Genomic DNA, 14,227 nt, shown 5'->3' with positions numbered 1-14,227 from the left:
GCGTAGTGAGGCAGCCCTGGGGGGCTGGTGAGAGGTGATCATGGTCGGCCTCGTAGTGGCATCGCACGGACGTCTGGCGGACGAGCTGGTAGCCACCGCCGAGCAGATCGTGGGCAAGTTGCCCGCGGTGGCGACTTGCAACATCGAGCCCGGGACCTCGGTGGAGGATCTCCGGACGAAGATGCGGCAGGCCGTGACCGGCGTGGATCAGGGTGAGGGGGTCATCGTCATGGCCGACCTCTTCGGGGGCACTCCGTGCAAGGAGTCCCTGATGCTCTGCTCCGAGCGCTGTCAGTCGGGCAAGCTGGAAGTGCTCGCGGGCGTGAATCTCCCCATGCTCCTGAAGGCCAACTCCCTGCGCTCGGAGGAGATGCCGCTGTCGGAGATGGCCAGTCAGCTGGCTTCCTATGGCCAGCGCAACATCACCTGTGCGTCGGCCCTGTTGCGAGAGGCCCAGCAGCGTCAGCCGGCCGTGCCGCGAACTTGACGGCCCCCCGAGGGTGGGCGATTCGAGACTGCTGTGATCACCCTGGTCCGCGTCGACAACCGCCTCATTCATGGACAGGTCGTCGAGGCCTGGCTGCCGCATCTGAAGGTCTCGCGCGTCGTCGTCGCCGACGATGAAGCCGCCTCGAGTCCGCTGGTGCGCGCCGCCATGGCCCTGGCGGTGCAGAGCGCCATCGAGGTTCAGATTCTCCCTCTGGCGCAGGTGGACTTCGCGAGCATCTCCAAGGACGCGGTGAAGACGCTGGTGCTGCTGCGGGACGTGGAGGGAGTGCCCTTCGCCCAGGCGCACGGGCTGAAGGTGGACCAACTCAACCTGGGCAACGTGCACTTCGGGACGGGCAGGCGCCAGGTGTCGCCGTCCGTCTTCCTGGCCGAGTCGGAGCTGCAGGCGTTGCAGCGGCTGGCGGGCGAGGGCGTGCGGGTGGAGGCGCGAGCGGTGCCGTCGGAGAAGCCGGTGGAGCTGACGGACCTGCAAGAGCGCTGGGGAAAGGCGGGGTGAGCCGGTGAGCGTGGGCTGGACCCAGGTGGCGCTCGCCGGCATCTGGGGCGGCCTCGTCGCGGTGGAGCGCAAGGCCTTCCTCCAGGCCATGTTCTCCCGGCCGCTGGTGGCGGCCACGGCCATGGGCATGCTGCTCAACGACGTGCCCTCGGGGCTCTACGTGGGCATGCTGCTGGAGCTCTTCCACCTGGGCACCGCCAACCTGGGGGCCTCGCTGCCGGACAACGACACGCTGTCGGCCACGGGCACCTCGGCGGCGGCGGCCACCATGGCGGCGGCCACCGGCGCGGGCTCCACTCCGGCCCTCTGGTCGCTCGCCATCCTCCTCTTCGTGGGACTGGGGCGGGTGGGTCGTCTGGTGGACCGGGCGCTGGAGAGCCACTCGGCACGGCTGGCCCGCAAGGCGCTGGCGTCGGCCGAGGCGGGCCAGCTCACCCGGGCGATGCGGCAGAACCTGTGGGGCATGTGGCCGCACTTCGTCCTCTTCGGAGCGGTGACGGCCACGTGCGCGCTGGTGGGCTTCTTCCTCGGGCCGCTGCTGGAGCGGCTGCCCCTGCCGGTGCTGCGAGGCCTGGCGTGGGCCTATCCGGCCATGGGCTCGGTGGCGGCCTCCATCGCCGTGGCGGGCAGCCATGCCCGGCGCGCTCCCGTGTACGCCACCGTGGGGGCCGGGGTCGTCGTCGTGGGCATGGTCCTCTTCGAGCTGAAGGAGCGGCTGTGAGCGTCCTCAGCCCGCCCCTCACCCGAGGAGTGCTGCTGCGCGTCTTCCTGCGCTCGCTCTTCCTGCAGGCCTCGTGGAACCCCCAGGGCATGCAGAACCTGGGGCTGGCCTACGCCATCTACCCGGCGCTCGAGCGGCTCTACCCGGACAAGCAGGCCCTGGAAGTGGCGGTGCGCCGGCACCTCGTCTTCTTCAACACCCACCCCTACGTGGCGGCGGCCATCGTGGGCGGCGTCCTCTACCACGAGCAGCGGATTGCCCGGGGCGAGGAGCCGCCGGACAAGGTGGTGGCCTTCAAGGCCGCCCTCATGGGCCCGCTGGCGGCGCTGGGCGACGGCTTCTTCTGGCTCTCCTTGAAGCCGGCCACCGGTGCGGTGTGCGCGGCCCTGGTGCCCCTGCTGGGCGCGTGGGCGGCGGTGCTCTTCCTCTTCCTCTACAACCTCGTCCACCTGTGGCTCCGGGGACGGTTGTACTTGATGGGACTGTCGTTGGGAGACAGGCTGGTGGAGGCGGTGGCGAGGGCCAACCTCCCTACCCGGGGAGCGAAGTTGCGGTCGGTGGCGGCGGCGTGCGCGGGCGGACTGGCGGCCTGGCTGGCCGCCACCTTTGGGGCCAACGCGGGCGGCCGTTACGCGCCCCTGTTGTCCGTGGGCTGTCTGGCCCTGGGGGTGGTGTCCTACCTCCTGGTCGCCCGTCGGGTTCCAAACTACGTGGTGCTCTACCTCGCCGCGGGACTGGCCTGTGCGGCGGGTGCCTTCTTGTAGAAGAGGGGAGAACAGGGACTGGCAATGTCGAGCGTGGCCGAAGGGACATTCGAGATCATCAACGCGCTCGGGCTGCATGCCCGGGCGGCGGCACAGCTGGTCCAGATGGCCAACCGCTACAAGAGCGAGGTGACGCTCGAGTGCGAGGGTCAGAAGGCCAACGCCAAGTCCATCATGGGCGTGCTCATGCTGGCGGCGGCGCAGGGCATGCACGTGACGGTGACGTGCAAGGGCGAGGACGCCGAGGCGTGCCTCCAGGACATCCAGAAGCTCATCGCCAACAGGTTTGGCGAATCGAAGTGAAGCCAAGCGCGCGGCGAACGGCCGCGGAAGAAGAAGGAACCGTGAGCAGCCAGGCCACCCCTACGTTGAGCATCAAGGGCATCGGCGCCTCCCCCGGCGTGGCGGTGGGCCACGCCTACCTCCTGGACCGCAAGCGGGTGCGTACCCCCAAGCTGCGGCTGGCCGAGGCCGAGGTCGACCCCGAGCGGATGCGGATGAAGACGGCGTTGGATCTGTCCGACCGCCAGCTCTCCGAGCTCAAGGAGCAGATAACGAAGACGGAGGGCCCCGAGCACGGGCTCATCCTCGAGGCGCACCGGTTGATGCTCCACGACCCGATGTTCGTGGACGAGGTGAACCGGCTCATCGTGGAGGACCGCATCAACGCCGAGTGGGCGGTGCGGCGGGTGGCGCGCAAGCTCAAGCACCTGTTCGATAACATCCCGGACGAGTACTTCCGCGAGCGGCGCTCGGACGTGGAGTACGTGGCGGACCGGGTGGTGCGCAACCTGATGGGGCAGGTGGTGGACGAAGAGGTGGTGCTGCCGGACCACGCGGTGGTGGTGGCGCACGACCTGTCCCCGGCGGACGCGGCGCTGATGGCGCGCAGCGGGCGGGTGGCGGGCTTCGTCACGGACCTGGGTGGCCAGACGAGCCACACGGCCATTGTCGCGCGGGCCCGTTCCATTCCGGCGGTGTTGGGCGCGGGGCGTGCGAGTGAGCAGGTATCGCCAGGAGACCTGGTGGCCCTGGACGGGAAGCGGGGCCTCATCCTGGTGAACCCCACCGAGGACCAGCTGGCGCTCTTCCACGAGACGATGCGCCGGCACCAGGAGATGGAAGCCCGGGCCCTGGCGGCGAAGGACTTGCCGGCCGAGAGCACGGATGGCTTCCGCATCCGCCTGGTGGGAAACATCGAGTTCCCGGAGGAGATTCAATCGCTGCTGGCCCACGGGGCGGAGGGCATCGGCCTGTACCGCACCGAGTTCATGTTCCTGGACCGGGACAGTCCGCCGAGCGAGGAGGAGCAGTACCGGGCGTACCGGCAGGTGCTGGAGGCGATGGGCGGCAAGCCGGTGACGATCCGCACGCTGGACCTGGGCGGAGACAAGGTGCCGGGGCGGGGCAAGCACGAGAAGGAGCCCAACCCGGCGATGGGGCTGAGGGCCATCCGCTACTGCCTGGCCCACCGGGATCTCTTCCGGGTGCAACTGCGCGCACTCCTGCGGGCGAGCGTGCACGGCAACATGCGGCTGATGTTCCCGCTCATCTGCGGCATGAGCGAGCTGCGCGAGGCCCGTAGCGAGCTGGAGGCATGCCGCACGGAGCTGGGGCGCGCCGGAGTGCCGCTCGGCAAGCGCTTCCCGGTGGGCATCATGGTGGAGACGCCGAGCGCGGCGCTCATCGCCGACCGGCTGGCCCAGGAGGCGGACTTCTTCTCGGTGGGGACCAACGACCTCATCCAGTACTCGCTGGCCATCGACCGGCAGAACCGCGAGGTGGCGTACCTGTACAAGCCGCTGCACCTGTCGGTGCTGCGCTCGCTGCGGAACATCGTGGCGGCGGCGAAGGACGCGAAGATACCGGTGGCCATGTGCGGAGAGATGGCGGGCGACCCCCTCTACGCGCTGGTGCTGCTGGCGCTGGGCTTCGACGAGCTGTCCATGACGGCGGGGCAGATTCCGACGGTGAAGGACCTCATCCGCAAGTCGAGCCGGGCGGAGGCGCAGCGGATGCTCGAGGAGGCGATGGACCTGACGACCGCGGAGGAGATCGAACGCTTCATCCGCACGGAGATGGACCGGCGCCTGACCGATCTGGAGTGAGTCTCTACCCGCTCCCCTCATTCGGGGAGCGGGTTCCGGGCCTTCGTGGGCCGAGCCCGCATCGGATCCCTACTGCCGTGGCTTCTCCGTGCTCGGGACCTCGCCTTCTAGAGGCCGGGTGAGGATGTCCACGTCGGCGATGACCCCATGCTTCTTGCGGAAGCGGCGGATGGCGCGCTCGAGGACGCGGAGTCCGATGAGGGCCACGAGGGCGAGCACCGTGGTGGCGGCGGCGAGCACGGGAAAGCCGAGCCCGACGGCGAGGCCCACGGACGCGGTGAGCCAGAGGTTGGCGGCGGTGGTGAGGCCCTTGGTGGAGGCGCCGTGGTGGAGGATGGCGCCGCCGCCGAGGAAGCCGATGCCGACGACGATCTGACTGGCGATGCGGCTGATGTCGGCGCGGACCTCCAGGGGCACACCGGCCTCGAGCGGATGCTCGACGAGCAGGCTGCACAGGGTGAAGAGGCAGGCGCCGAGGCACACGAGGATATGCGTGCGCAGGCCCGCATCCTGCCCGCGCAGCTCGCGCTCGAAGCCGAGCGAGAACCCGAGCCCGAAGGCGGTGACGAGCCGGATGAGGGCGGTGGTCTGGTCCACCATGCGCCCGCCTACTCCCCGAGCTCGATCTTCTCGGTGACGTCCTCGTCGTTGAGCTGCGGGCGGGGGAGGGTGTCGAGGGTGGCGCTCAGCAGACGGAAGGTGGGAGCGACGTAGGGGGAGACCTCGGGACCGAGCTCGCCGGTGTACTGGGCGGTGAGCTCCATGTAGCGCGCGTCGTCGGAGGGCCAGCTTCCGGCGGCCTCGGCGGACCAGACCTCCTGACCATCCCGGCAGCGCAGGAGCTGGGCCTTCACGGCGGCCTCCACCCCGTTGCCTTTGCGCCTCACGTCGGGGGAGAGCCAGAGGACGCCCTCGAGGTTGTCGACGCACAGGCCCTTGAAGGAGGCGTCCTCGGGGCTGCCAGCGAGGGCGACATTGGAGCGGGCGATGAAGTCGCGGTTCTGGTTGACGTAGCGGCGGGCGACGAGGCTCCACAGCTCGCCGACCTCCTGCTTGCCATCGGGGAGTGGCTGGGTGACCACGACGAGCCGCTTGACCTGGGTCTTGTCCACGGCCTCGTAGTCGGAGCGGACGCGGCTGCCCTTCACGGTGGCGCAGCCGGCGAGCAGCACGAGTCCCAGCACGAGCGCGAGTCGGTTCATCGTCGGATTCCTCTCCCGGTCCCGCTCCCGGCACGGGAGGGGGGCGCCCGTTTCTACACCACGCGAGGGCTGGAAGCGCACGTCCTCGCGCGGACCACTCACTGCACGGCCATCATCACCAGCCGGGACAGCCCGTAGACCAGCACGGCCATCAGCGCGGAGGCGGGGATGGTGAACACCCACGCCCAGATGATGCGGCCGGCCACGCCCCACTTCACCGCGCGCCAGCCCTTCGTCGAGCCCACGCCCACGATGGCGCCCGTGATGGTGTGCGTGGTGGACACGGGGATGCCCAGCTTCGCCAGCGCGATGATGGTGACGCCTCCTCCCGTTTCCGCCGAGAAGCCGCCGATGGGCGCCAGCTTCGTCAGGCTGTGGCCCATCGTCTTCACGATGCGCCAGCCCCCGAAGAAGGTACCCAGGCCGATGGCCGCGTGGCACGAGATGATCATCCACCAGTCGATGTGGAAGGGCCGGTCCCTCCAGATGGTGCCGAAGAGCACCACCGCGATGATGCCCATCACCTTCTGCGCGTCATTGGTGCCGTGGCTGTAGGAGAAGATGCCTGACGACACGAGCTGCAGGCGCCGGAACCACGTGTCCACCTTCAGGGGCGTCTGCTTGTGCACCGTCCACGTGCTCGCCAGCATCAACAGCGTGCCCAGCACCATGCCGATGAGCGGCGAGAGCACGATGAACGCGGCGATCTTCGCGATGCCCGAGCCCACCAGCCCCGCGACTCCGAGCACCGGCAGCGTGGCTCCAATCATTCCCCCCGCCAGAGCGTGCGAGGACGAGGAGGGCAGGCCCCACCACCACGTCAGCAGGTTCCAGGCGATGGCGCCCATCAACGAGGCGAAGATGACCAGCAGCACGGCCTCCGGGCCCTGGGCCCGCAGCATCTCGAAGTCGATGATGCCCTTGCCCATGGTGTTGGCCACCTTCACCCCGCCTCCGAACGCGGCGATGAAGTTGAAGAAGGCGGCCCAGGCCACGGCCAGGTTCGGCGACAGCACCCGCGTGCCCACCACGGTGGCGATGGAGTTGGCCGCGTCGTGGAAGCCGTTGATGAAGTCGAAGACGAGCGCGACCGCGACAATCAGGATGACGGCGGCGAGCAGCATCAGGAGTGCTCCAGGACCACGCCTTCAATCACGTTGGCCACGCTCTGGCACTTGTCCGTGGCTGTCTCGATGAAGTCGTAGATCTCCTTCCACTTGATGACCGTGAGCGGATCCGCGCCACTCTTGAAGAGCCGGCCCAACCCCGCGCGCAGCGCCTCGTCCGCCTGCGACTCCAGGCGCTTGATGTCCTTGCAGCCCGCCAGAATCTGCTCCGGCTTCTTGATGAGCCGCAGCGCCGCCACCACCTCGCGCACCTTCTCCGTGGAGAGCACCAGCAGCCGCGCCAGCTCGGTGGCGTCCGGCAGGCTCTCCTTGATTTCGTAGTAGTGCAGCCGGGCCGCCGCGGCGTTGGTCAGGTCCAGCACGTCGTCGATGCGCGAGAGCAGCGAGTGGATCTGCCCACGGTCGAACGGGGTGATGAACTGCTTGTGCAGCCGGTTGAAGGCGTTGTGCGTCACATCGTCGCCCTTGTGCTCGATCTCCTTGAGGGCCTGCACCTTGGCGGCCACGTCCCGGTAGTCGCTCAGCAGGGCGTGCAGCATCTTCGCCCCCTCCACGGTGACGGCGCACTGGGCATCGAAGTCGTCGAAGAACTCGTCCGACTTGGGCATCAGCTTCTCGAGCATCGTGCTTCTCTCCTGGGACGGACGTGACCTTTTCGTGACCCGTCCGTTGCGGGGCGTGAGTACCTCAACGGGAAGCCAGTGACAGCATGAAAGATGAGCGGGACGGGTCTCAGGGGGCCCTCAACAGCGCGGTCACCCGCGCCACCACGTCCTGCACCTTGAAGGGCTTGAGGATGACCTCCACTCCGCTGATCCGGCTGTGAGCGTCAGGACGGGCGGAGATCACCAGCACGCGCAGGTGGCTCGTGGTGGGGTCCGCCCGGAGCTCGCGGTACAGCGCGGCGCCGTCCATGTCGGGCAACATCAAATCCAACAGGAGGAGGTCCGGAGGGGCCTCGCGCACCCGCGCCAGGGCTTCCTCTCCGGTATGGACCTGGGTGGTGGAGAAGCCGGCCCTCCCGAGGTTGTACGCCAGCAGCCCCGCCAGATCCGGCTCGTCGTCGACGATCAGGATGTGCGGCATGCGCGGACTGTAGGGCACTCACCGGAGCGGCTTGTGACACTTTCGTGACATGCCGCCCCGGGGGCCCGCCGTGCCGCTCAGGTAATCCAGCTACTGAGTGACTCGAACTCCCACTGGCCGTCCTTCTTCCGGGCCACGTAGCTCCCGCCGCGCCAGTGCTCGTTCCACTCGATGAGGGCCGTGTCTCCCCTGGTGTTGAAGAGGAACTGGATGCTCAGGGGGTAGAAGCGGCCGAAGCGCTCCTGGGCCGTCTTGAGCTCCTCGGACGAGAGCACGAGGGTCCGCGAGGGCATTCGCACGCCGCGCAGCAGGCCCCGGTCCATCTCGAGGAAGGTCGCGTCATAGCGCGACTCGGGCGTGGTGCCCTTGGGAAGCCGCAGCACGTTCTGGGAGTCGCCCTCGTCGGGCAGGCCGACCTCCAGACCCTTGGGAATCGTTTCTCCCGTGTTCAGCCAGGCGAGGAACGCCGGCAGGAGCTGGGCTCCCGGGCTCTCCGTGCCGCGACGGGCGGCGGGCACCTGCGGCAGGGGATCCTCCTCGTCGGAGAGGCCATCGGCATCGCTGTCCGCGACGTTCGGGTCGGTGAGCAGCCGCTCCTCGACCAGGTCGGGGAGTCCATCCGCGTCGGTGTCGTTCCGGAGCTCGGCGAGGCTGGCCTGGAGGAAGAGGCCCTTCTTCTCCCGCTTCGTGCGCAGCCCGATGGGCGGGAAGGTGATGCTCTTCTCCTCCAATTCGCGCACCGAGGCCTCGAGCCGGAGCGTGTCGCCCTCGAGCATGGGGAGCGAGGACTTCGTCGCGAGCTCGTAGGGCCTGTATTGCCTCAGGCCCGTGTAGAGGATCGAGCTCCACGTCTGACCTCCATTCTGGGACTCGAGGAGCCAGTAGCCACCGCCGGAGACCTCGCCCACCGGGTCGAGGCGCTGCGAGAGGGCCAGGAGCAGGACGCGCTTTCCCGAGCGCTCGGCTCGCACGGGGCGGAAACCTTCGGGAGGCTTCAGCCCCTCCTTGATGGGGCTCCAGCGCGCGGCCGCCTTCGGCTTGGGAGCCTCGGAGAGCGGGTGCTCGGTGAAGGGCGAGGCGGGAGGAGCGGCGAGCAACTCGCGGATGCGCGAGGCGAGCGGGTCCGGTTGCGCGGTGGGCTGGACGTCCGAGGCCTGCTCGGGAATGGCCGCGAGGGCGGACTCGAGCCGCGTGAGCCGCGCCTTGTCCTCGGCCTCGAGTGTGGCCCGGGCCTGGGTGAGGAAGGAGAGCTGTGCATGCAGGGGAGGCTGCTTCGTTCGCGAATCCTCCCGCGCGGATCCCACCGCCCAACCCAGGAACTCTCGCGCGCTCTTCGAATAGCGGGTCTGGAGTTGCTGGGCGAGCAGGACGCTCCACGGGTACGGGAGTCCCCGCTGGCAGGACTGCTCCAGGACGAGGAGCTGGAACGGATCGGCCTCGGGCTCCGGCTTCAGGTGGAAGGTGAGGATGGCTCGCTGGAGCGCGGGCACACAGCTCTCGTCGCGGGCGTTACCCTCGGCGGAGACCGGGGCGGCGGCCTCGAGCCATGGCTTTGCCTCCTGGGGTGCACCGCCGATGAGCAGGGCCGCGGAGAGGCCCGGGCGGAGGTCTCCCGGCGCCGTCATCTCTTCGCTCTCGCCGTTCAGTCTGGAGGTGATGCGGGCATCCTGGACGGTCCATTTCCCCGCGAGGAGATTGTCCCGCTGCGTGGCCGGGAGCTGGTGGAGCACTTCCACCGCGAGCGATGGCAGCTCTTCATCCAGGAGGTCGCGGAGGAGTCGCTCGATGAGCTCCGCGGGGAGGGTCCCCTGCTGCCGGGAGCGCAGGGCCTGGTAGGCGGCGAAGTAGAAGAGGGTGGCCTCCCGGCCTCTCTCTCGAAACCCGAGCGCCTCGAGCGAGCGCGGTAGTGCATCCAACTGACGGCTGACCGCATAGGCCGCGAGCGAGACGTTCCAGTCGTCGAGCCCACCCCCCAGCCGCGAGAGCTGGAGCGCCGTCTCGACGGGGTCGGGCGAAGCGTTCAGCGCCTCGAGGAAGCGAGTCTCGCGCTCCCCGGCCGGCAACTTGTAGGTTCCGGGGAGGGTGAGCATCGCCGCGAGCACGGCCGGATTGCCTGGTGCTTCACGCGCGGCCTCCAGGTAGAGGTCCAGTGCGCGTTGGAGCTGCTCAGGCTCCACGTCGAAGACGAAGCCTCCCGCGGGGAAGGCCAGGAGCTGACCGCTGAGCAGGTCTCGCGCTGCGGTCTCGTTCAAGGCGTACCGCTTCCGCAGCTTCGCGATGGCGTGCTGGGGCTCGGGGCGCTCGAGTGCGGCGCTCACGATGACCCGGTGGGGATCCTCCAGGCCCAGGCGCTTGAAGCGCCACTCCTCTTCGAAATCGGGGGCCTCCTTCAACTTCCGGAACTTCTGCAGGAGCCCACTCAGCTCCGTGTCTGTGAGCTGCGCGGGAGGCTTGGGGGCAAGCGCGAAGGCGGGAGACGCGCTCGCGCAGAGGAACAGCGCCAGCAACCATCGGCCCACGACGAAGACACGCTGCTCGAGCACGAGAGCCCCCTTCCGGTGGAAGCGCCAGAACCCGCCGCCCGCGTGGGGCGGCGGCTGGACACGTGCGAGCAGGCTACCGCGATTCGTGAGCGCTCAGACCTTGTAGATGAGGTCCATGTACTTCTTGAGCATGTCACTGATCAGCCCCCGGAAGGGGACGGTGCCCGCCATGCCGTAGACGGGAGCCATGGTGCCCTTCTCGCTGGGGTTGGCGCGCACGTGCTCGACGGGGCCTTCAGGTCCTCGAGCGAGGGCCACATAAGGCAGCGTGGTGTTGAGGCGCTCAAGATAGCCAAGAGGCCCAGGCCCCTGCCGCGCACCTGATAGGAGCGCGGCCTGGGCAGGCGTGTACACCCAGGGGGCTGGGCGGCCTGTGCACAGGCCGGGCGCACAACTCGGGTGGCCCCCTCAGCGGCCCTCCTCGGCCCCTCCGCTCTAGCCCACGCTTTCAACAGGCCTCCCATCCTTCTTATGTTTTTATGTTTCCTACGTCAGCCCCATGAATTTTGAGCTTGCAGCCTTACCGCAGAGGTTGGCACCTCAACTCTACTGTCCACGTAATCGGGGCAAGCCCACCCGCCGCCTCCAATCACGGCTGCCACGAGACACTGAAGTTGGTGAAGTACAGCGAGTAGTCCGCATTGCCGAGCGTCGCCGGAACGATGAAGTAGCCCGTCTTGCCGGCTGGGAACGGATAACGCGGATCGGTGAACAGCTTCGCGCCTTTGAGGCTGTCACTGATGATGGGGGTGGTGCTGCCCTTCGGGGTGACCGTGTAGCTGATCTCTCCTGCATCCGTCACGGTGATGCGGAAGGTGTAGGTCACGTTGTTACTCAACGCATTGGGCACGCAGGTGCCTGAGACAGCGTTGCCTGTGGGCCAGAAGGCCTCGACTCGCACCGACGTCGCTCCCACACCGCAGTCAGACTCGCCAATGAGGATTCCCAGAGCGTGGTGGGCTGTGCTGCCATCGATGTTCGACATGTCCAGGGGAAGTTGCCCATGGAGCCCGATGGCGATGTGCTCGTGCTGGCTCGCCGTGAAGTAATCCGGTGACCACAGATCGAAGCTCATGATCTGACGATAGGTGCCAGTCAGCTTGCCTGTGCTCAGCACGCTGCGGTAGCCGACATAGTAGTTACGGAAGCCGGTCTCGCTCTGGCACCCGGTGTTGGCGCCACAGCGCCGCGCCATGTAGTGGCCACCAGGGATGACGGGGAACCCGTCTGGCCCGGTGCCGGGAATTCCCGAGAAGGTCGAGGTGAGCTGGACATAGCCAGCGATATGATCGTACGTCCAGCCTTGCGACAGCAGGGTCTGCAACTCCCAATTCGAGCTCGTATAGATGTGGACCAGGTCCCCCGTGTTGGCGTTGAACTTCCCCAGTCGGTAGAGGGGAATGGAGCCGGGTACCTGCTGAATGTGGAGATAGCCTTCAATGCCCTCCGCGACATAGCCGTTGCTGAGCACGTAACTCTTCTCGTCGGGATAGTCGTCGGTCAGGTACACGTGCTCGACCTGCGGCGGGCCCTTCCAGTAGCGCCGAAACGGTGACGCCGTGGGCTGAGACGAGCGCTCAAGGTAGGCGGCGATGCCCTGCGGGGTGTAGCCGATCTGGGTCGAGTAGTACGACTCCGCGTAGTTGATCGTGTAGAAGTGATCGGTCGCGCTCGCGCTGTAGGTGTGGTGCAGCGGAGTGAGCGGAGGAATGGGCTGATACGGGATGGCCGCGGATACCTGTGAAGAGGCTGTCACGAGGAACAGGATGCTGGCTGCCAGAGCCGCTCGGATGCTGCTGGAGTGGGACATGCGCAAGGTCCTTTCGGGTCATTAGAGTCGAGGTCCTTGCGATGTGTGGGAACTGACCGGCAGGGCTGCTCGAGTGTCTGGCCCCATGCTGTTGTTCATGGGGTGGCGGTGGGTGGCTCGAGCCGCTTGAGGACCTTCACCGCGTTCTCGTTCTTGGGGTTCAGCTCCAGGGAGCGGCGGGAACTCTGGATGGCCAGCGGCAGACCGCCCATCCCCCTGCCCTTCGCATGTTGCTCCCAAAGCAACACATCTTACCTGTTGCCTCCAAAGCAACACCTCTCGCCTGTTGTCTCCAAGGCAATGCCTCTCACCTGTTGCCTCCGAGGCAATACCTCTCGCCTGTTGCCTCCAAAGCAACACCAGATATTGGCTCCTTCACTGCCAGGCCAAATACGCAAATGTCAGGATAATGGCTTTCCACAGACGCCGTCGCGAAGTACACTGAGCGTGGGATTGAATCCCTCAATCTCAGAGAGGACTTTATGCTGGCTGAGACGCAGACCCACCAGAAGTCGCCCATTTTCGGATTGCAGTACATCGAGGAGGAGGAGGCGAACATCCTCGATGTCGTCGGTTGCTCTGGGTTGTCCAGCAGCACGACGACCACGACGGAGCCCCCCACCACGCCGGCCGTGACCATCAAGCTCTGCGGCGACGGCTTCGACGTGTCCGACATGGAGCTCTCGCTCTAGTCGCGAACGCAGCTCGTTTTGTTTGAGGGAGAGGGCGCTTCGGCCATGCCGAACGCGCCCTCTTCCACCGTGCGGCTCCTCCTTGGATGAGGCTTCTGTGATCCTGATTGTGACGGCGTACGCCCAAGACACCACTGTGTTGCGTCTCCAGGATGTTCTGACGGCATCGGGCGAGCGTCCCGTGGTGCTTGACATGCAGTCGGTGGAACGGTCCGTCGCTGTCTACGTTTCCCAGAGCAATGAAGGCCGCGGCAGCCTCCAGCTCCAGATAGGTGAGCGCCGCTTCGACGCCTCGGAGATCAAGTCGGCCCTCCTGTGGCGTGGCTGGCAACGCTTCTCCCATGATTCGGCACTCCATGGCCTCGCGTCCAAGGCAAAGGAGTGGGCGTTCTACAAGCGGGAGTGGAAGTCGTTCTGCTCGGGTTTCGGCCTCGCGCTGAAGGCCAGCGATGTCTTCTGCGTGAACCCGCCCCCTTTCAATACCGCCTATGAAGAGAAGTGCGCGCAACTGCTCGTCGCGGCACAGCTCGGGCTCGAGATTCCCTCGACGCTCTACACGGCGGACATGCGCTTCGCGCGCGACTTCCACGGCCAGCAGGCCGGGTCCATCATCTACAAACCGTTCACCCCCTTCGTCACCACGAGTGGTGGAACGGCGGAGCGTCCCGCGCGCGTGGGGACGCTCTACACGAGTCGGGTCAAGGAAGAGGACCTGAATGAAACGGAGGGCCGCGTTCCGACCCCAGGCATCTTCCAGCCCTACATCGACAAGCAGGTGGAGCTGCGGATCGTCATCGTGGGCCGGCGGATCTTCGCGTGTGCCATTCACTCCCAGGACAGCCGGCGTACCCGGACGGACTGGAGGCGATACGATCTGGAGCACGTGCGGCATGAGCCTTACGAGCTGCCCGCGGAGGTAGGCAACAAGCTCCTGCGGCTCATGGATCGCCTGGGACTCGTGTTCGGCAGTGTCGACATGATCGTGACCGCGGATGGCCAGTTCGTCTTCCTGGAAGTGAACCCCAACGGGCAATTCGATTGGATCGCTCAACTGGCCGGACTTCCGATCTACGAGAATCTGGCGTCCATGCTGCGCGCCGGGAGCATCGATTATCCCCTGGTGTCCTCGAGCATTCCGCGAAGGGAGGTGGCCCGTGCTGGGTAATTG

Annotated in this window: 16 protein-coding genes; 8 read left to right on the top strand and 8 right to left on the bottom strand. The window is 67.1% G+C overall.

Annotated features, from left to right (window positions below; genetic code table 11):
• Window positions 1-40: 40 nt before the first annotated feature.
• The 6 genes from DAT35_RS24810 to ptsP are packed head-to-tail and all read left to right on the top strand — an operon-like array spanning window position 41 to window position 4,599.
• Window positions 41-487, top strand: a complete 447-nt coding sequence (locus tag DAT35_RS24810; protein ID WP_108069611.1) for a PTS sugar transporter subunit IIA — start codon at window positions 41-43, stop codon at window positions 485-487.
• 33 nt (window positions 488-520) lie between these two features.
• A complete protein-coding gene (locus DAT35_RS24805) occupies window positions 521-1,006 on the top strand; it encodes a PTS sugar transporter subunit IIB (RefSeq protein ID WP_108069610.1) in 486 nt (161 codons plus the stop codon).
• 4 nt (window positions 1,007-1,010) lie between these two features.
• A complete protein-coding gene (locus DAT35_RS24800; protein WP_108069609.1) occupies window positions 1,011-1,727 on the top strand; it encodes a PTS sugar transporter subunit IIC in 717 nt (238 codons plus the stop codon).
• Window positions 1,724-2,491, top strand: a complete 768-nt coding sequence (locus tag DAT35_RS24795; protein WP_108069608.1) for a PTS system mannose/fructose/sorbose family transporter subunit IID — start codon at window positions 1,724-1,726, stop codon at window positions 2,489-2,491. The genes DAT35_RS24800 and DAT35_RS24795 overlap by 4 nt, the downstream gene beginning before the upstream one ends.
• Window positions 2,492-2,515: 24 nt before the next feature.
• Window positions 2,516-2,794 (top strand): HPr family phosphocarrier protein, encoded by a 279-nt coding sequence (locus DAT35_RS24790; RefSeq protein WP_108069607.1) that lies wholly within the window; start codon window positions 2,516-2,518, stop codon window positions 2,792-2,794.
• A 41-nt stretch (window positions 2,795-2,835) separates the two neighbouring features.
• Window positions 2,836-4,599 carry a phosphoenolpyruvate--protein phosphotransferase gene (gene ptsP / locus DAT35_RS24785; protein ID WP_108069606.1) on the top strand — a complete coding sequence of 588 codons (1,764 nt, stop codon included), beginning with the start codon at window positions 2,836-2,838 and terminating at the stop codon, window positions 4,597-4,599.
• A gap of 69 nt (window positions 4,600-4,668) precedes the next feature.
• Here ptsP and DAT35_RS24780 read toward each other — a convergent pair whose 3' ends face one another.
• The 8 genes from DAT35_RS24780 to DAT35_RS24750 form a co-directional block, all read right to left on the bottom strand.
• A complete protein-coding gene (locus DAT35_RS24780; protein WP_199242985.1) occupies window positions 4,669-5,199 on the bottom strand; it encodes an MgtC/SapB family protein in 531 nt (176 codons plus the stop codon).
• An 8-nt stretch (window positions 5,200-5,207) separates the two neighbouring features.
• Window positions 5,208-5,801, bottom strand: coding sequence for an MXAN_6521/LA_1396 family lipoprotein (locus DAT35_RS24775; protein ID WP_108069605.1), 594 nt, complete (start codon window positions 5,799-5,801; stop codon window positions 5,208-5,210).
• A 98-nt stretch (window positions 5,802-5,899) separates the two neighbouring features.
• The gene (locus DAT35_RS24770) at window positions 5,900-6,925 is read right to left on the bottom strand and encodes an inorganic phosphate transporter (RefSeq protein ID WP_108069604.1); all 1,026 of its coding nucleotides are present in this window, start codon (window positions 6,923-6,925) and stop codon (window positions 5,900-5,902) included.
• Window positions 6,925-7,551: a DUF47 domain-containing protein gene (locus DAT35_RS24765; RefSeq protein ID WP_108069603.1), complete on the bottom strand. Its 627-nt coding sequence runs from the start codon at window positions 7,549-7,551 to the stop codon at window positions 6,925-6,927. Before DAT35_RS24765 ends, DAT35_RS24770 begins: the two co-directional genes overlap by 1 nt.
• Before the next feature lie 109 nt (window positions 7,552-7,660).
• Window positions 7,661-8,014, bottom strand: coding sequence for a response regulator (locus DAT35_RS24760; RefSeq protein ID WP_146209870.1), 354 nt, complete (start codon window positions 8,012-8,014; stop codon window positions 7,661-7,663).
• A gap of 77 nt (window positions 8,015-8,091) precedes the next feature.
• Window positions 8,092-10,557 (bottom strand): hypothetical protein, encoded by a 2,466-nt coding sequence (locus DAT35_RS24755; protein WP_108069601.1) that lies wholly within the window; start codon window positions 10,555-10,557, stop codon window positions 8,092-8,094.
• A 93-nt stretch (window positions 10,558-10,650) separates the two neighbouring features.
• On the bottom strand, window positions 10,651-10,776 hold the full coding sequence (locus DAT35_RS61840) for a hypothetical protein (protein WP_255415203.1): 126 nt from the start codon (window positions 10,774-10,776) through the stop codon (window positions 10,651-10,653).
• Window positions 10,777-11,146: 370 nt separating this feature from the next.
• Window positions 11,147-12,313 carry a hypothetical protein gene (locus DAT35_RS24750; protein WP_146209869.1) on the bottom strand — a complete coding sequence of 389 codons (1,167 nt, stop codon included), beginning with the start codon at window positions 12,311-12,313 and terminating at the stop codon, window positions 11,147-11,149.
• 536 nt (window positions 12,314-12,849) lie between these two features.
• On the opposite strand from DAT35_RS24750, the gene DAT35_RS24745 reads away from it, so the two are divergent.
• The gene (locus tag DAT35_RS24745) at window positions 12,850-13,059 is read left to right on the top strand and encodes a herpeto-tandem family RiPP (RefSeq protein ID WP_108069599.1); all 210 of its coding nucleotides are present in this window, start codon (window positions 12,850-12,852) and stop codon (window positions 13,057-13,059) included.
• A 193-nt stretch (window positions 13,060-13,252) separates the two neighbouring features.
• Complete coding sequence (locus tag DAT35_RS24740) at window positions 13,253-14,224, top strand: hypothetical protein (protein WP_158501860.1); 972 nt, start codon at window positions 13,253-13,255, stop codon at window positions 14,222-14,224.
• Window positions 14,225-14,227: the final 3 nt, after the last annotated feature.

Origin of the sequence: Vitiosangium sp. GDMCC 1.1324 (assembly GCF_003044305.1) — a bacterium.
Lineage (GTDB): Bacteria > Myxococcota > Myxococcia > Myxococcales > Myxococcaceae > Archangium.
This window is presented reverse-complemented; position numbering and strand designations above follow the sequence as displayed.

Bases quoted from the DNA above. Each gene is read 5' to 3' on its own strand.
- DAT35_RS24810 (WP_108069611.1), top strand. From the start codon at position 41: ATGGTCGGCCTCGTAGTGGCATCGCACGGACGTCTGGCGGACGAGCTG.
- DAT35_RS24790 (WP_108069607.1), top strand. From the start codon at position 2,516: ATGTCGAGCGTGGCCGAAGGGACATTCGAGATCATCAACGCGCTCGGG.
- DAT35_RS24780 (WP_199242985.1), bottom strand. From the start codon at position 5,199: ATGGTGGACCAGACCACCGCCCTCATCCGGCTCGTCACCGCCTTCGGG.
- DAT35_RS24775 (WP_108069605.1), bottom strand. From the start codon at position 5,801: ATGAACCGACTCGCGCTCGTGCTGGGACTCGTGCTGCTCGCCGGCTGC.
- DAT35_RS24770 (WP_108069604.1), bottom strand. From the start codon at position 6,925: ATGCTGCTCGCCGCCGTCATCCTGATTGTCGCGGTCGCGCTCGTCTTC.
- DAT35_RS24765 (WP_108069603.1), bottom strand. From the start codon at position 7,551: ATGCTCGAGAAGCTGATGCCCAAGTCGGACGAGTTCTTCGACGACTTC.
- DAT35_RS24760 (WP_146209870.1), bottom strand. From the start codon at position 8,014: ATGCCGCACATCCTGATCGTCGACGACGAGCCGGATCTGGCGGGGCTG.
- DAT35_RS24745 (WP_108069599.1), top strand. From the start codon at position 12,850: ATGCTGGCTGAGACGCAGACCCACCAGAAGTCGCCCATTTTCGGATTG.
- DAT35_RS24740 (WP_158501860.1), top strand. From the start codon at position 13,253: ATGCAGTCGGTGGAACGGTCCGTCGCTGTCTACGTTTCCCAGAGCAAT.